Source organism: Kitasatospora sp. NPDC034035 (genome assembly GCF_055575755.1).
Genome location: NZ_JBVISA010000009.1, coordinates 275,492 through 291,583, shown reverse-complemented (window position 1 = coordinate 291,583; position 16,092 = coordinate 275,492). Strand labels below are relative to the sequence as shown.

General features: G+C 73.3%; 15 protein-coding genes. 9 read left to right on the top strand and 6 right to left on the bottom strand.

Annotation, left to right across the window (positions count from 1 at the left end):
• Positions 1-55 precede the first annotated feature (55 nt).
• The 3 genes from efeB to ACZ52J_RS16000 form a co-directional block, all read right to left on the bottom strand.
• Complete coding sequence (efeB, locus tag ACZ52J_RS16010; protein ID WP_465619198.1) at positions 56-1,399, bottom strand: iron uptake transporter deferrochelatase/peroxidase subunit; 1,344 nt, start codon at positions 1,397-1,399, stop codon at positions 56-58.
• Complete coding sequence (gene efeU, locus ACZ52J_RS16005; protein ID WP_465619196.1) at positions 1,399-3,465, bottom strand: iron uptake transporter permease EfeU; 2,067 nt, start codon at positions 3,463-3,465, stop codon at positions 1,399-1,401. The genes efeB and efeU overlap by 1 nt, the downstream gene beginning before the upstream one ends.
• Positions 3,466-3,756: 291 nt before the next feature.
• On the bottom strand, positions 3,757-4,077 hold the full coding sequence (locus ACZ52J_RS16000; RefSeq protein ID WP_465619194.1) for a hypothetical protein: 321 nt from the start codon (positions 4,075-4,077) through the stop codon (positions 3,757-3,759).
• Positions 4,078-4,486: 409 nt separating this feature from the next.
• On the opposite strand from ACZ52J_RS16000, the gene qcrB reads away from it, so the two are divergent.
• Positions 4,487-6,109 carry a cytochrome bc1 complex cytochrome b subunit gene (qcrB, locus tag ACZ52J_RS15995; RefSeq protein WP_465619246.1) on the top strand — a complete coding sequence of 541 codons (1,623 nt, stop codon included), beginning with the start codon at positions 4,487-4,489 and terminating at the stop codon, positions 6,107-6,109.
• 90 nt (positions 6,110-6,199) lie between these two features.
• Here qcrB and ACZ52J_RS15990 read toward each other — a convergent pair whose 3' ends face one another.
• Positions 6,200-6,517: a cytochrome C oxidase subunit I gene (locus tag ACZ52J_RS15990; RefSeq protein ID WP_465619192.1), complete on the bottom strand. Its 318-nt coding sequence runs from the start codon at positions 6,515-6,517 to the stop codon at positions 6,200-6,202.
• 287 nt (positions 6,518-6,804) lie between these two features.
• Here ACZ52J_RS15990 and ACZ52J_RS15985 point away from each other — a divergent pair, with 287 nt between their 5' ends.
• The 4 genes from ACZ52J_RS15985 (at position 6,805) to ACZ52J_RS15970 (ending at position 10,302) form a co-directional block, all read left to right on the top strand.
• Positions 6,805-7,419 carry a TetR/AcrR family transcriptional regulator gene (locus ACZ52J_RS15985; protein WP_465619190.1) on the top strand — a complete coding sequence of 205 codons (615 nt, stop codon included), beginning with the start codon at positions 6,805-6,807 and terminating at the stop codon, positions 7,417-7,419.
• Between the two features lie 28 nt (positions 7,420-7,447).
• A complete protein-coding gene (locus ACZ52J_RS15980) occupies positions 7,448-8,989 on the top strand; it encodes an FAD-dependent monooxygenase (RefSeq protein ID WP_465619188.1) in 1,542 nt (513 codons plus the stop codon).
• 124 nt (positions 8,990-9,113) lie between these two features.
• On the top strand, positions 9,114-9,770 hold the full coding sequence (locus tag ACZ52J_RS15975) for an NADPH-dependent F420 reductase (RefSeq protein ID WP_465619186.1): 657 nt from the start codon (positions 9,114-9,116) through the stop codon (positions 9,768-9,770).
• A 100-nt stretch (positions 9,771-9,870) separates the two neighbouring features.
• A complete protein-coding gene (locus tag ACZ52J_RS15970; RefSeq protein WP_465619184.1) occupies positions 9,871-10,302 on the top strand; it encodes a YchJ family protein in 432 nt (143 codons plus the stop codon).
• Positions 10,303-10,386: 84 nt separating this feature from the next.
• Here ACZ52J_RS15970 and ACZ52J_RS15965 read toward each other — a convergent pair whose 3' ends face one another.
• On the bottom strand, positions 10,387-11,403 hold the full coding sequence (locus tag ACZ52J_RS15965; protein WP_465619182.1) for a polysaccharide deacetylase family protein: 1,017 nt from the start codon (positions 11,401-11,403) through the stop codon (positions 10,387-10,389).
• 207 nt (positions 11,404-11,610) lie between these two features.
• Between ACZ52J_RS15965 and ACZ52J_RS15960 the strand changes: the two genes are divergently transcribed.
• Positions 11,611-12,150 (top strand): GNAT family N-acetyltransferase, encoded by a 540-nt coding sequence (locus ACZ52J_RS15960; protein ID WP_465619181.1) that lies wholly within the window; start codon positions 11,611-11,613, stop codon positions 12,148-12,150.
• A gap of 63 nt (positions 12,151-12,213) precedes the next feature.
• Here the strand turns inward: ACZ52J_RS15960 and ACZ52J_RS15955 are convergent, their stop codons facing one another.
• A complete protein-coding gene (locus ACZ52J_RS15955; protein ID WP_465619180.1) occupies positions 12,214-13,146 on the bottom strand; it encodes a carbohydrate kinase family protein in 933 nt (310 codons plus the stop codon).
• Between the two features lie 391 nt (positions 13,147-13,537).
• Here ACZ52J_RS15955 and ACZ52J_RS15950 point away from each other — a divergent pair, with 391 nt between their 5' ends.
• The 3 genes from ACZ52J_RS15950 (at position 13,538) to ACZ52J_RS15940 (ending at position 16,042) form a co-directional block, all read left to right on the top strand.
• On the top strand, positions 13,538-15,019 hold the full coding sequence (locus tag ACZ52J_RS15950) for a M1 family metallopeptidase (protein WP_465619179.1): 1,482 nt from the start codon (positions 13,538-13,540) through the stop codon (positions 15,017-15,019).
• Between the two features lie 266 nt (positions 15,020-15,285).
• Complete coding sequence (locus ACZ52J_RS15945) at positions 15,286-15,714, top strand: nuclear transport factor 2 family protein (RefSeq protein ID WP_465619177.1); 429 nt, start codon at positions 15,286-15,288, stop codon at positions 15,712-15,714.
• Positions 15,715-15,805: 91 nt separating this feature from the next.
• Positions 15,806-16,042, top strand: coding sequence for a hypothetical protein (locus ACZ52J_RS15940; RefSeq protein ID WP_360491389.1), 237 nt, complete (start codon positions 15,806-15,808; stop codon positions 16,040-16,042).
• The last annotated feature ends 50 nt before the right edge of the window (positions 16,043-16,092 follow it).

The window sequence follows — 16,092 nt, the reverse complement described above, 5'->3', positions numbered from 1 at the left end:
CCGGTGCCAACGGGCCCGGTGCGTCGACGCACCGGGCCCGCCGTGGAGTTCACCCTCAGACGGCGGCCAGCAGCCCCCGCCCGAGCCAGTCGGCGTTGTCCTTCACACCCGGCAGGACGAAGAAGTACCCGCCGCCGGTCGGCGAGATGTAGTCCACCAGCGGCTCCCCGATGAGCCGGGTCTGGGTCGCCTCGAACTGCCGCACCACGTCCTGCTGGTAGCAGCAGAACGCCAGGCCCATGTCCAGGTTGCCCGCCTTGTCTATGCCCCGGTCGTAGTTGTAGCCGCGGCGCAGGATGCGGGAGTCGTCGGTGTCGGCGGTGCGCGGGTTGGCGAGGCGGATGTGCGCGTCGAGGGGGATCGCCTTGCCGTCCGGGTCCTTGGCGTAGTCCGGCGCGTCGGTCTCCTGGTGGCCGTCGAGCGGCGCGCCGGTGTCGCGGCGGCGGCCGAACATCTTCTCCTGCTCGGTCAGGGTGACGCGGTCCCAGAACTCGATCAGCATCCGGATGATCCGGATCACCTGGTAGCTGCCGCCGACGGCCCAGGCCGGCTCGCCCGTCCCGCCGTTCACCCAGATCAGCCGGTCCATCTCCCGGGACGAGCCGGTGTCCGGGTTGACGATGCCGTCCTTGAAGCCGAGCAGGTTGCGCTGGGCGCCGTCCGGGCGGGACTGGTTCTGGAAGCCGTCGATCCGCCAGAGGATCTGCAGCGCGCCGCGGGTGTGCCGGGTGAGGTCGCGCAGCGCGTGCAGCACGGTGTCCTGGCGGTCGGCGCAGATCTGCAGCGAGAGGTCGCCGTGCAGTTCGGCGGCCTGCAGGTTGTCGTTGGGGAAGGTCTTCATCGGCGTCAGCTTGAGCGGCTTGGCCTTGGCCAGCCCGTAGCGGTCGTCGAAGAGCGAGGCGCCGACGCCGACCGTGACGGTCAGGTTGTCGGTGGGGACGGTCGGGCCGAGGATGCCGCTGTCCGAGGGCGGCGCGCCGACGCCGAGGTCGGGCGGGGTGCCGCCGGCGGTGAGGAAGCGGATCCGCTCGGTCAGGGTCTTGAGGAGGTCTTCGAGGCCCTTGCGGTCCTGGGCGATCACCTGGCACGACACGAAGGCCGCGTAGCCGGGGGCCGGGGTGGTGATCCCGGCCTGGTGGTCGCCGTGGAACGGGACCGCCCCGCTCTTGGCCTGCCGGCCGTCCCCGGCGGCGGCCGGGCCGGCGCCGAGGGTGAGGGCGCCGCCGCCGAGCACGGCCGCTCCGGCACCCGCGCCGAGCGCGGCCCGGACGAAGCTGCGCCGGGCCGGACCGGCCGGACAGCCGCTCTCCGCCGCGGCCACGGCGGCGGCCCGGGCGGCCTCCTGGGCGGCGGCGTGCGGGAACGGGCAGGAGCCGGCGGCTGCGGTGTGGTCGGTCATCAGGCGGCCTTCCGGATCTCGAGCAGGGCGGGGATGGGGGCGAGGTCTTCGAGCAGCTGGCCGGTGGCGCCGTTGAGCCGGCGGCGGGCGTCGGCGGACAGCCGGTCGACCGGGGTCCAGCCCTCGGGCGCGTGGGCGGCGGCGACGAGGTCGCCGACCCGCTTCATCCCGGCGTTCACCCGCACCAGCAGCTGCGGGTCGCGCTCGTCGAGCAGCGGCTGGAGCAGGGTCAGCAGCTCCTGGGTGCCGGCCAGGTTGGCCTGGGCGGTGGCCAGGTTGGTGCCGCTGCCCATGTCGGTGTCGCCGGTCAGCTCGAACTGGAGGGTGTTCTCCAGGATCTCGTGGGCGCGCAGCGGCAGGTCGGCCGGGTCGAAGTCCTGCGTCGGGAAGTCGTGGGCCAGCTTGGCGACGTTCTGCGCCAGCTCGTCCGCGACGGGCGTCAGGTCGGCGGCGGACTGGCCGTGCCACAGGCCGTACTCCAGGCGCAGGAAGCCGGTGAAGCCCTGGTCCTGGTACTTGTCGGCGAGGCCGTCCGGGCGCCCGTCGATCTTGCCGTCGAGGTCGGCGAAGGTGCCGTAGGCGGCGCCGAGCGAGGCGTACTGCAGGTGCGCAGTGAGCCAGTCGGCCTTGGCGGTGGCGAGGTCGCCGGAGTGCACGTCGGCCTGGAGCTTCTGGGACTGCGTCATGAGGGTCGCGAGGCCCTGGTCGACGTAGTCCTTGTAGCTGTCGAGCGGACCCTTGAGGTCGTCCTCGGAGACCGGCTTGACGGCCTTGACCTCGCTGCCGCCGGTGAGGTGCACGGCGGCGGAGGTGACGGCGTTTCCGCCGGTGGGCACGCAGCGCCAGGCGTAGTCGCCCGAGCCGATGGTGGCGGTCAGGGCCCGGGTGGTGCCGGGGGCCAGGCCCTCGACCTCGCCGTAGACCGCGCCGGTGCCCGGGTTGACCAGGTACACCTCGGAGACCTTGTCGCCGGTGTTGTGCATCTGGAACACCTGCTGGCCGGGCTGCGGGGTGCCGAAGCCCTTGCCGCAGTCGTGCTCGGAGACGGTGACGGTGGCGGAGCTGTCCTGCTTGCCGTCGCTGACCGCGACGACGGCGCCGGCCACCACGACCGGGACGGCGACCAGCGCGACCGGCAGCACCCAGCGCGGACGCCCGGGGCGCACCGGTCCGGCCTTCTGCTCGGCGGGCGCGGCCTTCTCGGCCGCAGCCGGCCCGGAACCCGCGGCGGGAGTCGCGGCCGACGCACCCGTGCCGCCCCGGACGTCCTCGATAAAACTCGTCATCACGATGCCCAGGTACGCGACGTAGCCGACGACCTGCAGGACCGTCATGGTGACGGTCAGGTTGAGCGTGCCCTGGACGAGCGTGGCGTACCAGGACGAGGCGTCCAGGTGCCCGCTCAGGTCGAAGGCGTACGTGCTTCCGCCGCCGACCAGGCCGGACTCCTGCAGGTCGCGCAGGCCGTAGCCGAGCACGCCCGCCGCGACGACGATCAGCCCTGCGCCGGTGATGGTGAAGAACCGGGTGAGGTTCATCTTCAGCGCCCGCCGGTACAGGCCCCAGCACAGCCCGGTGGAGAGCACCAGGCCGACGGCCGCGCCGAGCAGCGGGCCGGTGGACTCCCCGGCGGTGCGCACGTTGGTCCACAGGAAGAGCGAGGTCTCCAGGCCTTCGCGGGCGACCGCGAGGAAGCTGGTGAGGACCAGCGCGCCGGCGCCCATCGCCAGCGAGGCCTGGACCTTCTCCTTCAGCTCGGCGGAGAGGGTGCGGGCCGAGCGGCGCATCCAGAACACCATCGCGGTGACGAAGCCGACCGCGATCAGGCTGAGCACCCCGCCGAACGCCTCCTGGGCGTGACCGGAGAGGGTGGCGGAGGTGAAGGTCAGCACCGCGCCGAAGCTGAGACTGAGCGCGATGGCCGCCGCGACGCCGCTCCACACCTGGGGCAGTCGGGCCTTCTGGCCCGCCCGGACCATCGTGGCGACCAGGATCGACACGACCAGTCCGGCTTCCAGGCCTTCGCGCAACCCGATCAGGAAGCTGGGAAACGCCTCATCCCACATGCAGCGGGCTCCTCCCCCGGGCCACCCCGGGCCGTCACCTGTTCTCGCCCCGCCGCGGTGGCGGTGGAGCGGCACAGCCGAACGCCCCGGACGTCGTGGTCCAGGGCGCTTCGGCTTAGCTTAGGCAAACCTTAGAGCCGCGCTGGTCAACTGCACCCCCGCTTCAGGTAAGGGTTCGGTATGGAACCCCCCGCGCGTTCCCCAAACCGGCACGTCGCTGCGGTCGGCGGGAGAAGGGCAGTCGGCGGGAGACGGACGGCCGGCGGAAGGCGCGCGCCGCCGCTCGGCCCGTCACCCCCACCACTGCTCGGGTACCGGCTCCGGCTCGGCCGGGACCGTCACCGGTTCGGCGGTGCGCACCAGCAGGTCGCCCGCCTCCGTCTCGGCGACCAGGTAGCCGCACTCGCGCAGCACGAGCGCGGCCGCGCCGCTCAGCGCCGCGCGCGCCTCCCGGGTGAGCGGCCCGTCCGGCTCCGCGTCCGGCGTCCAGCCGACCACCACGCCCTCGGGGTGGTGGCCGATCCACAGCGGTGAGGGGCCCGGCGCGGTGTCGAACCCGGCGCGGGTCAGGGCTTCGGTGACGTCCTCGAAGAGTTCACGGTGATCCACCATTGGCGCAGCGTAGGCCGTGGACCGCGCGAGCCCCGGGCGCGGCGCGCGCCGAATCGGTTCAGCGGCACCCGACCGCAGCATCGGCACCCGTTGGGCCGACCGGCGGCCAGCCGATCGGGCGTCAGGGACCCCCGTCCGGCCCGACACGAGCGGCCGGACGGGCCGATGGACGTGCACAGTCGGCCCCCTGCCGACAGCATGTCAGAGTAAGCGCTCCATCACCCTGAGCAACGGGTCCAGCGGACCACCCCGGTCCGCGCGCCGGTCCGACCGGCGGGCCCGTATCGAGAGGTCCCATGATCACAACACTTCGCCGGCCGGCGTTCCCGCCGACGGGGATCCAGCACGGCACGCCGAGGACGCCGGGGAGCCCGTCGTGAGAACCGACCAGCAGTCGCAGCCGGGACCGGTGACCACCACGCGCGCCAAGCCCGCGAACAAGGCCGAGGCTCTCGCCGACTGGACCGACGGCCGGCTCGGCATCTACTCCCTGGCCAAGGCCAATCTGCGCAAGATCTTCCCGGACCACTGGTCCTTCATGCTGGGCGAGATCGCGCTCTACACCTTCGTCATCATCATCCTGACCGGCGTCTGGCTGACCCTGTTCTTCAAGCCGAGCATGGGCGAGGTCGTCTACGAGGGCTCGTACGTGCCGCTCAAGGGCGTCCCGATGTCCGAGGCCTACGCCTCGACAATCGACATCAGCTTCGAGGTCCGGGGCGGCCTGCTGATGCGGCAGATCCACCACTGGGCCGCGATCGTCTTCGTCGCCTCGATGCTGACGCACATGATGCGCGTCTTCTTCACCGGCGCCTTCCGCAAGCCGCGCGAGGTCAACTGGGTCTTCGGCGCGCTGCTGCTGTTCCTCGGCATGTTCGACGGCTTCATGGGCTACTCGCTGCCGGACGACCTGCTCTCCGGCACCGGCATCCGGTTCATGGAGGGCGCGATCCTCGCCGTCCCGATCGTCGGCACGTACCTGCAGTTCTTCATGTTCGGCGGTGAGTTCCCGGGCACCGACATCATCCCGCGGCTGTTCACCGTCCACATCCTGCTGATCCCGGGGATCATGGTGGGCCTGCTCGCGGCGCACCTGATCCTGGTCTTCTACCACAAGCACACCCAGTTCGCCGGGCCCGGCCGGACCAACGAGAACGTGGTCGGCATGCCGCTGCTGCCGGTCTACACGGCGAAGGCGGGCGGCTTCTTCTTCCTGGTCTTCGGCGTGGTCGCGGTGATGTCGGCCATCGCCACGGTCAACCCGATCTGGGCGTACGGCCCCTACCGGCCCGACCAGGTGTCCACGGACGCCCAGCCGGACTGGTACATGGGCTTCTCCGAGGGCCTGGTCCGTGTGATGCCCGGCTGGGAGATCAGCGTCTGGGGCGGCCACACCCTGAATCTCGGGGTGTTCATCCCGCTGATGATCTTCCCTACCGTCCTGATGATCATCTGGGGCTACCCGTTCCTGGAGGCGTGGGTCACCGGGGACCGCGGCGAGCACCACATCGCCGACCGGCCGCGCAACGCCCCGGTCCGTACGGCCTTCGGCGCGGCCTGGATGGGCCTGTACCTGGTCCTGCTGGCGGGCGGCGGCAACGACCTGCTGGCCACCCACTTCCACCTCTCGATCAACGCGATCACGTACGCGGTGCGGGCCGGCTTCTTCGCCGTGCCGGTGGTCGTCTTCGTGATCACCAAGCGGTGGTGCCTGGGCCTGCAGCGGCGGGACAAGGAGAAGGTGCTGCACGGCCGGGAGACCGGCGTCATCAAGCGGCTCCAGCACGGCGAGTTCATCGAGATCCACGCCCCCCTGCCGCAGGGCCGGCTCTTCACCCTCACGGCGCACGACCAGCCGCGCCCGACGGTCCTGCCGCCGGAGGTGGACGAGAACGGGGTGGTCCGCAAGGCCGGCATGTGGACCCGCGCCCGGGTGAAGCTGTCCCGCGGCTTCTACGGCCAGGACAGCCAGATCGCCAAGCCCACCGCCGAGGAGCACGCGGAGGTCACGAGCGGCCACGGCCACCACTGACCCCCGCTCCGGGCAGGGCGAGGGCCCGCTGTGCCGTTGCCGGCGCAGCGGGCCCTCGCCCTTCATTCGGACGCAGTGGCCCTGCGAGACTCAGCCCCGCAGGACCGCCGGGACGACGGCGAACAGCGCCGCCGCCAGGGTGACGGAGAGGCAGAGCGCCGCCCAGCGGGTGCAGATCCGGCGGCATTCGCCGCGGTAGCGGGCGGCCAGCCGACGGCAGCGCTCCACGGCGCGGTCCACGACCTCCTCGGCGTAGCGCAGCCGGTCGGCGGTGTAGGCCTGTTCGAGGTTCTCCCGCTCCGCGGCGGGGAGCCAGGGGAACTGTCCGGCGAAGGCGCGGGCGTCCCGCTCGGCCGCCGCGACCTCCGCCTCCCAGGCCAGGAAGCCCTCGATGCGGGCGAACTCCACCCGGGATTTCGCCCGGCCGCCGTCTCCGGCGGGCCTGCCCTGGCGAGGGTTCCGTGCTCTCGGCGGACGCTGTCTGCCACCCATGACCGCTCCTCAGGTCCTGTCGAGTCGTCCCGCCGGAATTCCTGCGGGGTTGGGCTCTTGGCGCGAATCGCTCCGCAACCAGGCAACTACTACCAGCGACGAACCGCAGGTGGCGGGCGGCTCGCCACAGCCCCCCAGGGCCGGAAAAACTTGCGTGGCACGCACTATTGCGCGGCACGCACTTTCTGCGGAACAGTGGTGCCATGACGAACGGGCAGCCCGGCCTGCGGGAACGGAAGAAGGCCGCGACACGTGAGGCACTGAGCTGGGCGGCACTTCGCCTGGCGGTGGAGCGGGGGCTGGAGAACGTCCGGGTGGAGGACATCGCGGCCGAGGCCGGGGTGTCGCCGCGCACCTACAACAACTACTTCTCCAGCAAGGCCGAGGCGATCGTCTCCCGACACCAGGACCGGGTCCGGCAGGCCGCCGAGGCACTGCGGGAGCGACCGGCCGCCGAGCCGCTGTGGGAGGCGCTCACCCAGGCCATGCTCCTGCCGTTCGGGGTCGCGACCGAGCAGCCGGACCCGCGGTGGACCGCCGCCGTACGGCTGCTGCTGCGCGAACCGGTACTCCAGGCCGAGCTGTGGCGCGGCGGGGCGGACGCGGAGGCCGGGCTCGCGGCCGCGGTGGCCGCCCGGACCGGGACCGACCCGGACCGGGACCTCTACCCGAAACTGGTCGCCGCGACCGCGCTGGCCGCGGTCAAGGTCGCCAACGACCAGTACCTGAACGCCGACCCGCCGGTGCCGTTCCGGCCACTGCTCGAGCAGGCGCTGCACCTGCTGGCAGCCGGGCTGCCCAGGCCGTCGTCCCGCTGAACTCACCGTCCCAGAGGGGGGACCCATCATGCATGACGTGGTCATCGTCGGCGCCGGCCCGGTCGGGCTGTTCCTGGCCTGCGAACTGGCCCTGGCCGGAGCCCGGCCGGTAGTGCTGGACCGGCTGCCCGAGCGCTCGGGCGAGCAGAAGGCCAACGGGCTGGTCGGCCAGGTCATCCGACTGCTCGACCACCGGGGCTTGTACGAGCAGCTCGGCACCACGCCGGGCGCGCCGCAGCCCGTACCCCGCTTCGTGTTCGGCGCCTTCCCGCTGGACCTGCAGCGGCTCGACCGGAACCCGCTGCACGCCCTGCTCGTACCCCAGCACCGGATCGAGGAGGTACTGGAGGAACACGCCCGCGAACTCGGCATCACCGTACGCCGAAACTGCGAGGTCACCGGCTTCGTCCAGGATGCGACCGGTGTGACCGTGGACGTCCACGGCCCGGACGGCGCCGGGCAGGCGCGCGCCCGCTACCTGGTCGGGGCCGACGGCGGCCGCAGCACCGTCCGCAAACTCGCCGGGATCGGCTTCCCCGGGGTCACCTCGCCCGACCCGGTCTCCCGCATCGCCCACGTGCTGCCGCCCGAGGGGGCCCGGCTCACCGACGACGGCGAGGTCCTCCTGCCCGGCTGCCCGACCCCGATCCGCCCGTTCACCCACACCCGCACCGAGGACGGCGTCTTCGTCCTCTCGCCCTTCGACCAGGACGCCGTCATGGTCGCCACCATGGAGTGGGGAGGCCCGCCGGTGGACCAGCAGGCCCCGCTCACCCTGGACGAACTGAGCGCCAGCATCCGCCGGGTCACCGGCGCCGATCTGGCGCTCTCCCCGGCCCGCACGCCCGGCCCGTACACGCCGCGCCGCACCGTCGGCCACAACACCCGGCTCGCCGAGCGCTACCGCGACGGCCGTGTGCTGCTGGTCGGCGACGCCGCCCACGTACACGCCGCGACCGGCGGCCCCGGCCTCAACCTCGGCCTGCAGGACGCCGCCAACCTCGGCTGGAAGCTGGCCGCCGAACTCCAGGGCCGGGCCCCGACCGGCCTGCTGGACAGCTACCACCGCGAGCGCCACCCGATCGGCGAGCGGGTCTTCATGCACTCCCAGGCCCAGATGGCCCTGATGGCTCCCGGCCCCGGAACCACCGCACTGCGCGCCCTGGTCGGCGAACTGCTCTCCTACCAGGACAACCTCGCCCGGATCGCCGCGCTGCTGGCAGGCAGCGACATCCACTACGACACCGACTGCCCGCACCCGCTCGCCGGACGCTTCGCACCCGACCTCGCGCTGACCACCGCCGCGGGCCCGGTCCGGCTCGCCGAACTCGCCCGTGGCGGGCGCCCGTTGCTGCTGGACCTCACGGGCGGGAAACTCGCGCTCGCGGACCGCGCAGCGGGGTGGCAGGACCGGGTGGACCTCGTGGCCGCCGACTGCGCCGAACCGCCCGCCGGTGCGCTGCTGCTGCGCCCGGACGGGTACGTGGCCTGGGCGTCCGGGGTCGACGAGACCGAACCGGAGGGCCTGACACGGGCGCTGCGCGGCTGCTTCGGTGACGCCCGCGCCTGAGGATGTCCACCCTCGAGGCAAAGACGTGATCCGGTCGTTCCGACGCGACTGACGCCCGGTCAACTAGGGTCGTCGCCGGCGCGTTCGGCAGGGACGGGCCTCCTCCTGACGAAACGGGGAAACGGTGCGCATCGGAATCATCGGCACGGGCATGGTCGGGCAGACCCTGGGGAGCAAGCTGGTCTCGCTCGGCCACCAGGTGACGCTGGGCTCCCGCCGCAAGGACAACGAGAAGGGGCTGGCCTGGGCAGCGCAGGCCGGCCCCGCCGCCCAGTGCGGGACCTTCGCCGAGGCCGCGGCCTTCGGCGAGGTGGTGCTGAACGCCACCGGCGGGACGGTCTCGCTGGCGGCGCTGCAGGCCGCCGGGGCGGAGCACCTCGCGGGGAAGCTGCTGATCGACGTCTCCAACCCGCTGGTGTTCGACCCCGAAGGCCAGGTGACCCTCGACCCGGTGAACACCGACAGCGTCGGCGAGCGGATCCAGCGCGAGTTCCCCGAGGCCCGGGTGGTGAAGGCGCTCAACACCATCAACTGCGAGCTGATGGTGGAGCCGGGCCGGCTGACCGGCGAGCACAACCTCTTCATCGCCGGCAACGACGCGGCGGCCAAGGCCGAGGCCGTCGCACTGCTCGGCAGCTTCGGCTGGCCGGCCGAGTGGATCATCGACCTCGGGGACATCGTGGCCGCCCGGGCGACGGAGATGCTGATGCCCTTCTGGCTCCGGATGATGGGGCACTTCGGCAACGCCGAGTTCAACTACTCCTTCCGGCGCCCCGCGTAACGCGGACGGGCCCGCCTCCCCGGTGCACCGAGGGGGCGGGCCCCGCGCCCGCCGGGTCCCGGGCGGCGGGAGCCACACGGCGGTGGGGGAGAATGGGCGCATGTCCCGACCTCGCCCCGCGCCCCGCACCGCCGCTCCCCGGCTGCTGCCCTCCTCCCCCTGCCCGTGCGGCCCGCCCGCCGCCTACGGCGACTGCTGCGGCCGACTGCACCGCGGCCAGGCGGCGGCCACCACCGCGGAGTCGCTGATGCGCTCCCGGTTCAGCGCCTTCGCCGCGCAGGACGAGGCGTACCTGCTGCGGACCTGGCACCCGGACACCCGGCCCGCCGAGGTCGACTTCGACCCGGCGCTGCGCTGGACCCGGCTGGAGGTGGTCTCCACCTCCGAGGGCGGCGCGTTCCACGCGGAGGGCACGGTCGCCTTCCGGGCGCACTGGACCGAGGGCGACGAGGAGGGCGTGCTCACCGAGCACAGCCGCTTCGTGCGGTACGAGGGCGCCTGGGTGTACCTCGACGCCCTCTCGCTCGGCTGAGCCGCCCTCCGGGTGGCCGTCCCTCCGGGTGGGTCGCCCCGCCGCGTGGTCGTCCCCACAGGTAGTCGTCGCTACAGACAGTCGCTACAGGTAGTCGTCCAGGCGGCCCAGGGAGAAGCCGGCCGCGGTGACGTCGTTGACGACCTTGCGCAGCAGGTCCGGCATGGACGCCTTCCAGATGTCGGTGCCCCGGAAGTGGGTGAGGATGATGTCACCCGGATGGAGCTTCCGGTCGTCGTAGCGCCACTCCATGTGGTCCGGGAAGGCCTCCTCGTTCCACATCGGCACCCCCTGCACCCCGCAGGAGGCCGCCGCGCGCAGCGTGTCGTCGTTGTACTCGCCGTACGGCGGCCGGAACAGCCGGGGACGGACGCCGATCTGCTGCTCCAGCTGGTCCTGCTGGTTGCAGATCTCCTGGCGCTGGGTCTCGTAGTCCAGGACCTTCAGGTTGCGGTGGTTGATCGTGTGGTTGTTGATCTCCACGCCCTGGGCGTGCAGGTCGCGGAAGTAGCCGTAGTTCTCGCGGGCGAGGTAGTCGGACACGTAGGTGCTGAGCGGGATCCCCAGCTCCTCGGCCATCCGGGAGAACGCGGGGTCCTTCTCCGCGCCGTCGTCGACGGTCAGGAAGACCACCTTGTCGTCGGTCGGCACCCGGTAGACCACCGGCGGGCGGCCCTCCGCGAGCTTGACGCCCTGGACGGGGGTGAGCTGGACCCTGGTCGCCGGGCGCGGCGGCGCCTTCAACGGCGGGCTCTCCAGACCCCAGCGCTGCGCGGTCTCCAGCGCGGTCCGGACCGCCGCCTCCTGGCGCGCGACCGCCTCGCTGCTGGTCTCCTCCTCCTGGCGGGCCAGGCCGGGCAGAAACGGCGGCGCCGCAGGCGGGCGGGCCGCGCCGCGGCCGGCCACCTCGGGGGCTGCGGCGGCAGCGGCTTCGGCGGGTGCCGCAGCCTCGACGGCGGGTACCGCGTCTTTCGTCGCCGGGGCCGCCTTCGGCCCGGCGGGGCCCGCCGGACCGGCGCAGCCGGTGATGACGGCGGAGAGGCAGACGGTGGCCAGCAGGCCGGTCCGCGCACCGCTCCGGCTCTTCTGACTCCCCCTCAAACCCCCATTAATCTGACAATCTGATGGTCTGTGCATAGCTGCACTGCTCCCCCGCCGCGCACCCCTGCCAATCCCCTCATCACCCGTGCGGGGCAACGGCGCGCCGGAGGCCTTGCCGTTCCTTTGCCGTCCGCCCGCCCCGCCCGGGCCCGCGCCGCCCCCGAAAACCGATTGCGACGACGGCGACAGGGAGTGGATCATGCGCGCATGACGAGCACCGCGCCCCGCCGCCCCGACCTCTGGGCCGTCGCCACGGCCGACGTGACCACCCCCGAGGCCCTGGAACTGCTGCGCGAGTACTACTACGACGTGGCCAACCGCTACTACCGCCTGCACCTCGGGCGGGAAGGCACCCCGGAGCAGCTGGAGTCCGGTCTGGCCGACTCCCCCAGCGACGACCTCGTCGCCCCGGACGGCCTGTTCCTGCTCGGCCGGTACGACGGCGTCGCCCACGCGTGCGCCGGCCTGCGGCGACTCGACGCCACCACCGTCGAGCTGACCCGCGTCTACGTCCGCCCCGACCTGCGCGGCACCCGCGGTGGCGCCCGCCTGCTCGCCGCCGTCGACGAGGCGGCACGCTCCCTCGGCGCCGACCGGATCGTCCTCGACACCCGCCTCGACCTGGTCGAGGCCCGCGCGCTCTACGCCCGGCACGGCTACCAGGAGATCCCCGCCTACAGCAACGGCCCGTACGCCCAGATCTGGTACGGCAAGGAGCTCACCGTGCCGGAGCCGCAAGGGCGTTGAACAGCAGCGGCGACGACCCGGCGGGCCGGGACCTCGCCCGGTCCCCGCGTGGAGGCCCGCCGGCTACACCACGCCGGGGTCGGAGCAGCACCCCAGGCCGTCCGCCAGGGCGGCCTCCAGCTCGGCTGCCGAGGGCGGGTCGGCGCCCGGGCGGGAGACGGTCAGGGCGGCGGCCGTCACCGCGTGGGTGAGGCAGGTCGGGAGGTCGGCGCCGCTCGCGCGGGAGTGCAGGAAGGCCGCCATGAAGGAGTCCCCGGCGCCGACGGTGTCCGCGACCGGGACCGGGACGGCCGCCGCCTCGACCCGGGTGCCCCCGGCGGTGCGGGCGAAAGCGCCCTCGGCGCCGAGGGTCACCGCGACCACGGACGGGCCGAGGGCCAGCCAGCGCTCGGCGACCGTCTCGGGCCGCTCGCCCGGGTAGAGCCAGGCCACGTCCTCGTCGCTCGCCTTGACCAGGTCGCTCAGCGCCACACAGCGCTCGACGCGCCGGACGGCCTCGGCCCGCTCCCCCATCAGCGCGGGGCGCACGTTGGGGTCGTAGCTGATCGGTGTCCGCCCGCGCCACCGCTCCACCAGCGCCAGCACCGCCGCCGCGCCCGGCTCGGTGACCGCGCCGATCGAGCCGACGTGGATCGCGGCGGGCGCCTGCGCCAGGTCGGTCGGCGCCGCCCCGGCCGACGGCAGCGACCAGCCGATGTCGAAGGTGTAGCGGGCCCGCCCCTGCCCGTCCAGCCGCACCACGGCCGAGGGAGTCCGCGCGACTTCGGCGGCCCGCACCCGCACGCCCGCCGACTCCAGGTGTGCCCGGATCAGCCGGCCGTTGGCGTCCGGCCCGAGCTCGGTGAGCAGCGTGGCCGGGCGGCCCAGCCGCGCCAGACCGTACGCGACGTTCGCGGGGCTGCCGCCGGGGTGCACCCGGTCCGGGGCGCCGTCCGTACGGACGATGTCAGCGACGCACTCGCCGATCACCAGAACGTGCGAAGCGGGGCTGGTCACGGCGGCTCCTGGCATCCGGGGCGGGGCTCGTCTCGGCCGCCAGCCTACGGGGTGCGTGCACGGGGAGTGCGTCCGCGGGGAGTGCCAGGGCATGAAAGTACGGCCGCCGGACCTGGCCAGGTTTTCCGACGGCCGTGGCCTCGTCCGTCAGGGGACGAAGCACTCCCGACGTTAGACCGCGCCCGGGGGCCGCGCCATCACCGTGGGCCGTCCGGGGGATGGCGGTGTGTCGCCGGCCCCCGGATCCCGCGGATCGTGCCTGCCACGGGCCGGCGGTCCACTAGCATCCGTGCGCGGTCTACCTGTCCCGGCGGCTTCCGCGCCCGCTCCCACTCGTGAAGTGCGGTGATCATTCCTGTCCAGGCCCCGTGCCGGTCTCGCCCTGTCGCTCGTGCTCAGTGCGGTGCTGCTGTCCGCGAGCGTTCCGTCGGCCGGTGCCGTCGACGGGTTGGGCGATCCGGTCTTCCCTTCGCTCGGGAACACCGGGTACCGGGCGCTCGCCTACGACCTGGCCTTCGACTACCGGGCCGACACCCGCACCGTGGACGGCACCGCCGTGATCACCGCCCGGCCCGACCGCACACTCGCCCACCTGGAGTTGGACGCGCTCGGGCTGGCCGTGCGCGCCGTCCGGGTCGACGGGCGCCCGGCGGCCTTCGCGACGCACGACGAGAAGCTGACCGTCACCCCGGCCGAGCCGTTCCGTCCGGGCGCCACCACCGAGTTGACGGTCGAGTACACGGCCGATCCGCGGGCCGCGCAGCCGCACACGGGCTGGGTCCCGACGCCGGACGGCTTCGCGGTGGCCGGCCAGCCGGAGAGCGCGCACACCGTGTTCCCGTGCAACGACCATCCGAGCGACAAGGCCCGGTTCACCATCGCGGTGACCGCACCGGACGGCCTCCTGGGCGTCGCCAACGGCCGGCTGGCGCAGACCGAGCGGCACGGCGACGGCCGCACCACCCGCCGGTACGTCTCCCGCGAGCCTATGGCCACCGAGCTGGTCCAGGTCTCGGTCGGCGACTACACCGTCCGCGAGCGCACCGGCCCGCACGGCCTGCCGCTGCGCGACGTCGTCCCGACCGCCCGGGCCGCCGAGCTGGAGCCCGCGCTGGCCCTCACCGCCGACCAACTCGCCTGGGCGGAGCAGCACCTGGGGCCGTTCCCGTTCGAGACCTACGGCCTCCTGCCGGCCAACACCGACGACCCGGAGGCGTTCGCCTTCACCGGCCTGGAGACCCAGACCCTGACCCTCTACAAGCCTAACTTCCTGCGCCGACCGGAGTCGGAGATCGGCTCGCACATGATGCACGAGCTGGTGCACTCCTGGTTCGGCGACAGCGTCTCCCCGGCCAAGTGGTCCGACCTCTGGCTCAACGAGGGCCACGCCGACTTCTACGGTCTGCTGTACCGCTACGAGCGCGGCTGGCCCGACGCCTGGGACCACCTCACCCTGGTCGACCGGATGCGGGACGTCTACGGGCTCGGCGACCAGTGGCGCCACGACTCCGGGCCGGTCGCCCTCCCGAACGCCGCCGACCTCTTCGACAGCCAGCGCTACGCGGGCGGCGCGCTGGTGCTGTTCGCGCTGCGCGAGAAGGTCGGCGCGGACACCTTCGACCGGATCGAACACGCCTTCCTGCGTGAACACCGCTACGGGAACGCGACCACCGAGGACTACGTGCGCACCGCCTCCGAGGCGTCCGGGGAGGACCTGAGCGGGTTCCTCCACGACTGGCTGTACGGACTGCGCACGCCGCCGATGCCGGGGCATCCGGACTGGACGGTGCGGCCGGTGGGGGCGGCGGCACCGCAGGACGGGGCCCGGGCGGTGGGCGGGACGGGGGTGGCCCGGGGCTCCGGGACGCTCTGACGGCGCCGCTGGGGCTCCTGTTGCACGCCCCGGCGCGCCGGTGTGCGTCCGGTCGCCGCGTGCGCGCCCTGACCGGCAGGGGCTGGTGAGGCCATGGTGGTTCCCACGGCCCGCCCGCCGCCCGGCCTGAGTCCCGGTCGGCGCGCGGGCCGTCCAATGTCTCCGCGCGGGCCCTCGCCGCGCTCCCCGGCCGGATTGTCAGTGGCCGGTGCTAGCGTCCCCAGCACGATCGACGAACGGTCGGGGAACGAACGGGGGGCCTTCTCATGGGTGTTGAGCTGCGGGAGTTCGGGGTCGAGGTCTACGACCGCTGGACGGCGCTGTGGAACGGCGAGTTCGGGCTGGCCGAGAAGATCATGGAGCCCGACTTCACCCTGCGGTACACGCAGGCGGGCTCGGAGGTGTTCGACGAGGTGCGGACGCCGGCGGCGCTGGCCGAGGTGATCCGGCAGTGGCACGCCAAGCGGTCGGAGCTGCGGTTCCAGGCCGAGGGCGTCGCCGTGGTGGACTTGGAGTCGGTCGACGGGGTGGTGTCCGGCCTGGTGGCCCGGCCGTACCTGGCAAGCTTCTCGGACGGCGAGGGCGGCATCGTGGCGCGCAGCGGGACGGACGTCCTGCGACTCAGCGGCGGGCTGATAACCGAGGTGTGGTCGGTCTCCTCCGGTTCCGCCGGGCGGACGTTCTACCGGGTCTGACGCGCTGTCGGCACGGCGGCGACGGAGAGCACGGGGTGGTTCGTGCGGGCCGCCCCCGTAACCCTTCCGGCGCAGTGTCGTTGGACGGGCCATGAAGAAGCGCAGCATGCTCGCCGTCGCCTCGCTCGCCGTGGGTGTCGTGGCCTCTCTCACCGCGCCGAGTGCGCACGCCAGCGCCGTGGGCGGCCAGGAGGGACTGCCCGGGCCGCTGAGCAGCGCGCCCGACGTGGTGCCCGGCCACGTCGGCGACGCGGGCGGTGTCGTCGGGCACGCCACGGGCTTCGTGACCGGATCGGCGGACGGGCTGGTCGGGGTCACCCCCGCCTAGTCCGGGCCACGGTGTCGGGGCCGGGCCGCCGCGTCAGGGGCGACCCGGGC

What these genes read in the sequence shown, in the direction of transcription:
- efeB (WP_465619198.1), bottom strand. Translation starts at nt 1,399, where the DNA reads ATGACCGACCACACCGCAGCCGCCGGCTCCTGCCCGTTCCCGCACGCC.
- efeU (WP_465619196.1), bottom strand. Translation starts at nt 3,465, where the DNA reads ATGTGGGATGAGGCGTTTCCCAGCTTCCTGATCGGGTTGCGCGAAGGC.
- ACZ52J_RS16000 (WP_465619194.1), bottom strand. Translation starts at nt 4,077, where the DNA reads ATGGTGGATCACCGTGAACTCTTCGAGGACGTCACCGAAGCCCTGACC.
- ACZ52J_RS15985 (WP_465619190.1), top strand. Translation starts at nt 6,805, where the DNA reads ATGACGAACGGGCAGCCCGGCCTGCGGGAACGGAAGAAGGCCGCGACA.
- ACZ52J_RS15980 (WP_465619188.1), top strand. Translation starts at nt 7,448, where the DNA reads ATGCATGACGTGGTCATCGTCGGCGCCGGCCCGGTCGGGCTGTTCCTG.
- ACZ52J_RS15970 (WP_465619184.1), top strand. Translation starts at nt 9,871, where the DNA reads ATGTCCCGACCTCGCCCCGCGCCCCGCACCGCCGCTCCCCGGCTGCTG.
- ACZ52J_RS15960 (WP_465619181.1), top strand. Translation starts at nt 11,611, where the DNA reads ATGACGAGCACCGCGCCCCGCCGCCCCGACCTCTGGGCCGTCGCCACG.
- ACZ52J_RS15945 (WP_465619177.1), top strand. Translation starts at nt 15,286, where the DNA reads ATGGGTGTTGAGCTGCGGGAGTTCGGGGTCGAGGTCTACGACCGCTGG.
- ACZ52J_RS15940 (WP_360491389.1), top strand. Translation starts at nt 15,806, where the DNA reads ATGAAGAAGCGCAGCATGCTCGCCGTCGCCTCGCTCGCCGTGGGTGTC.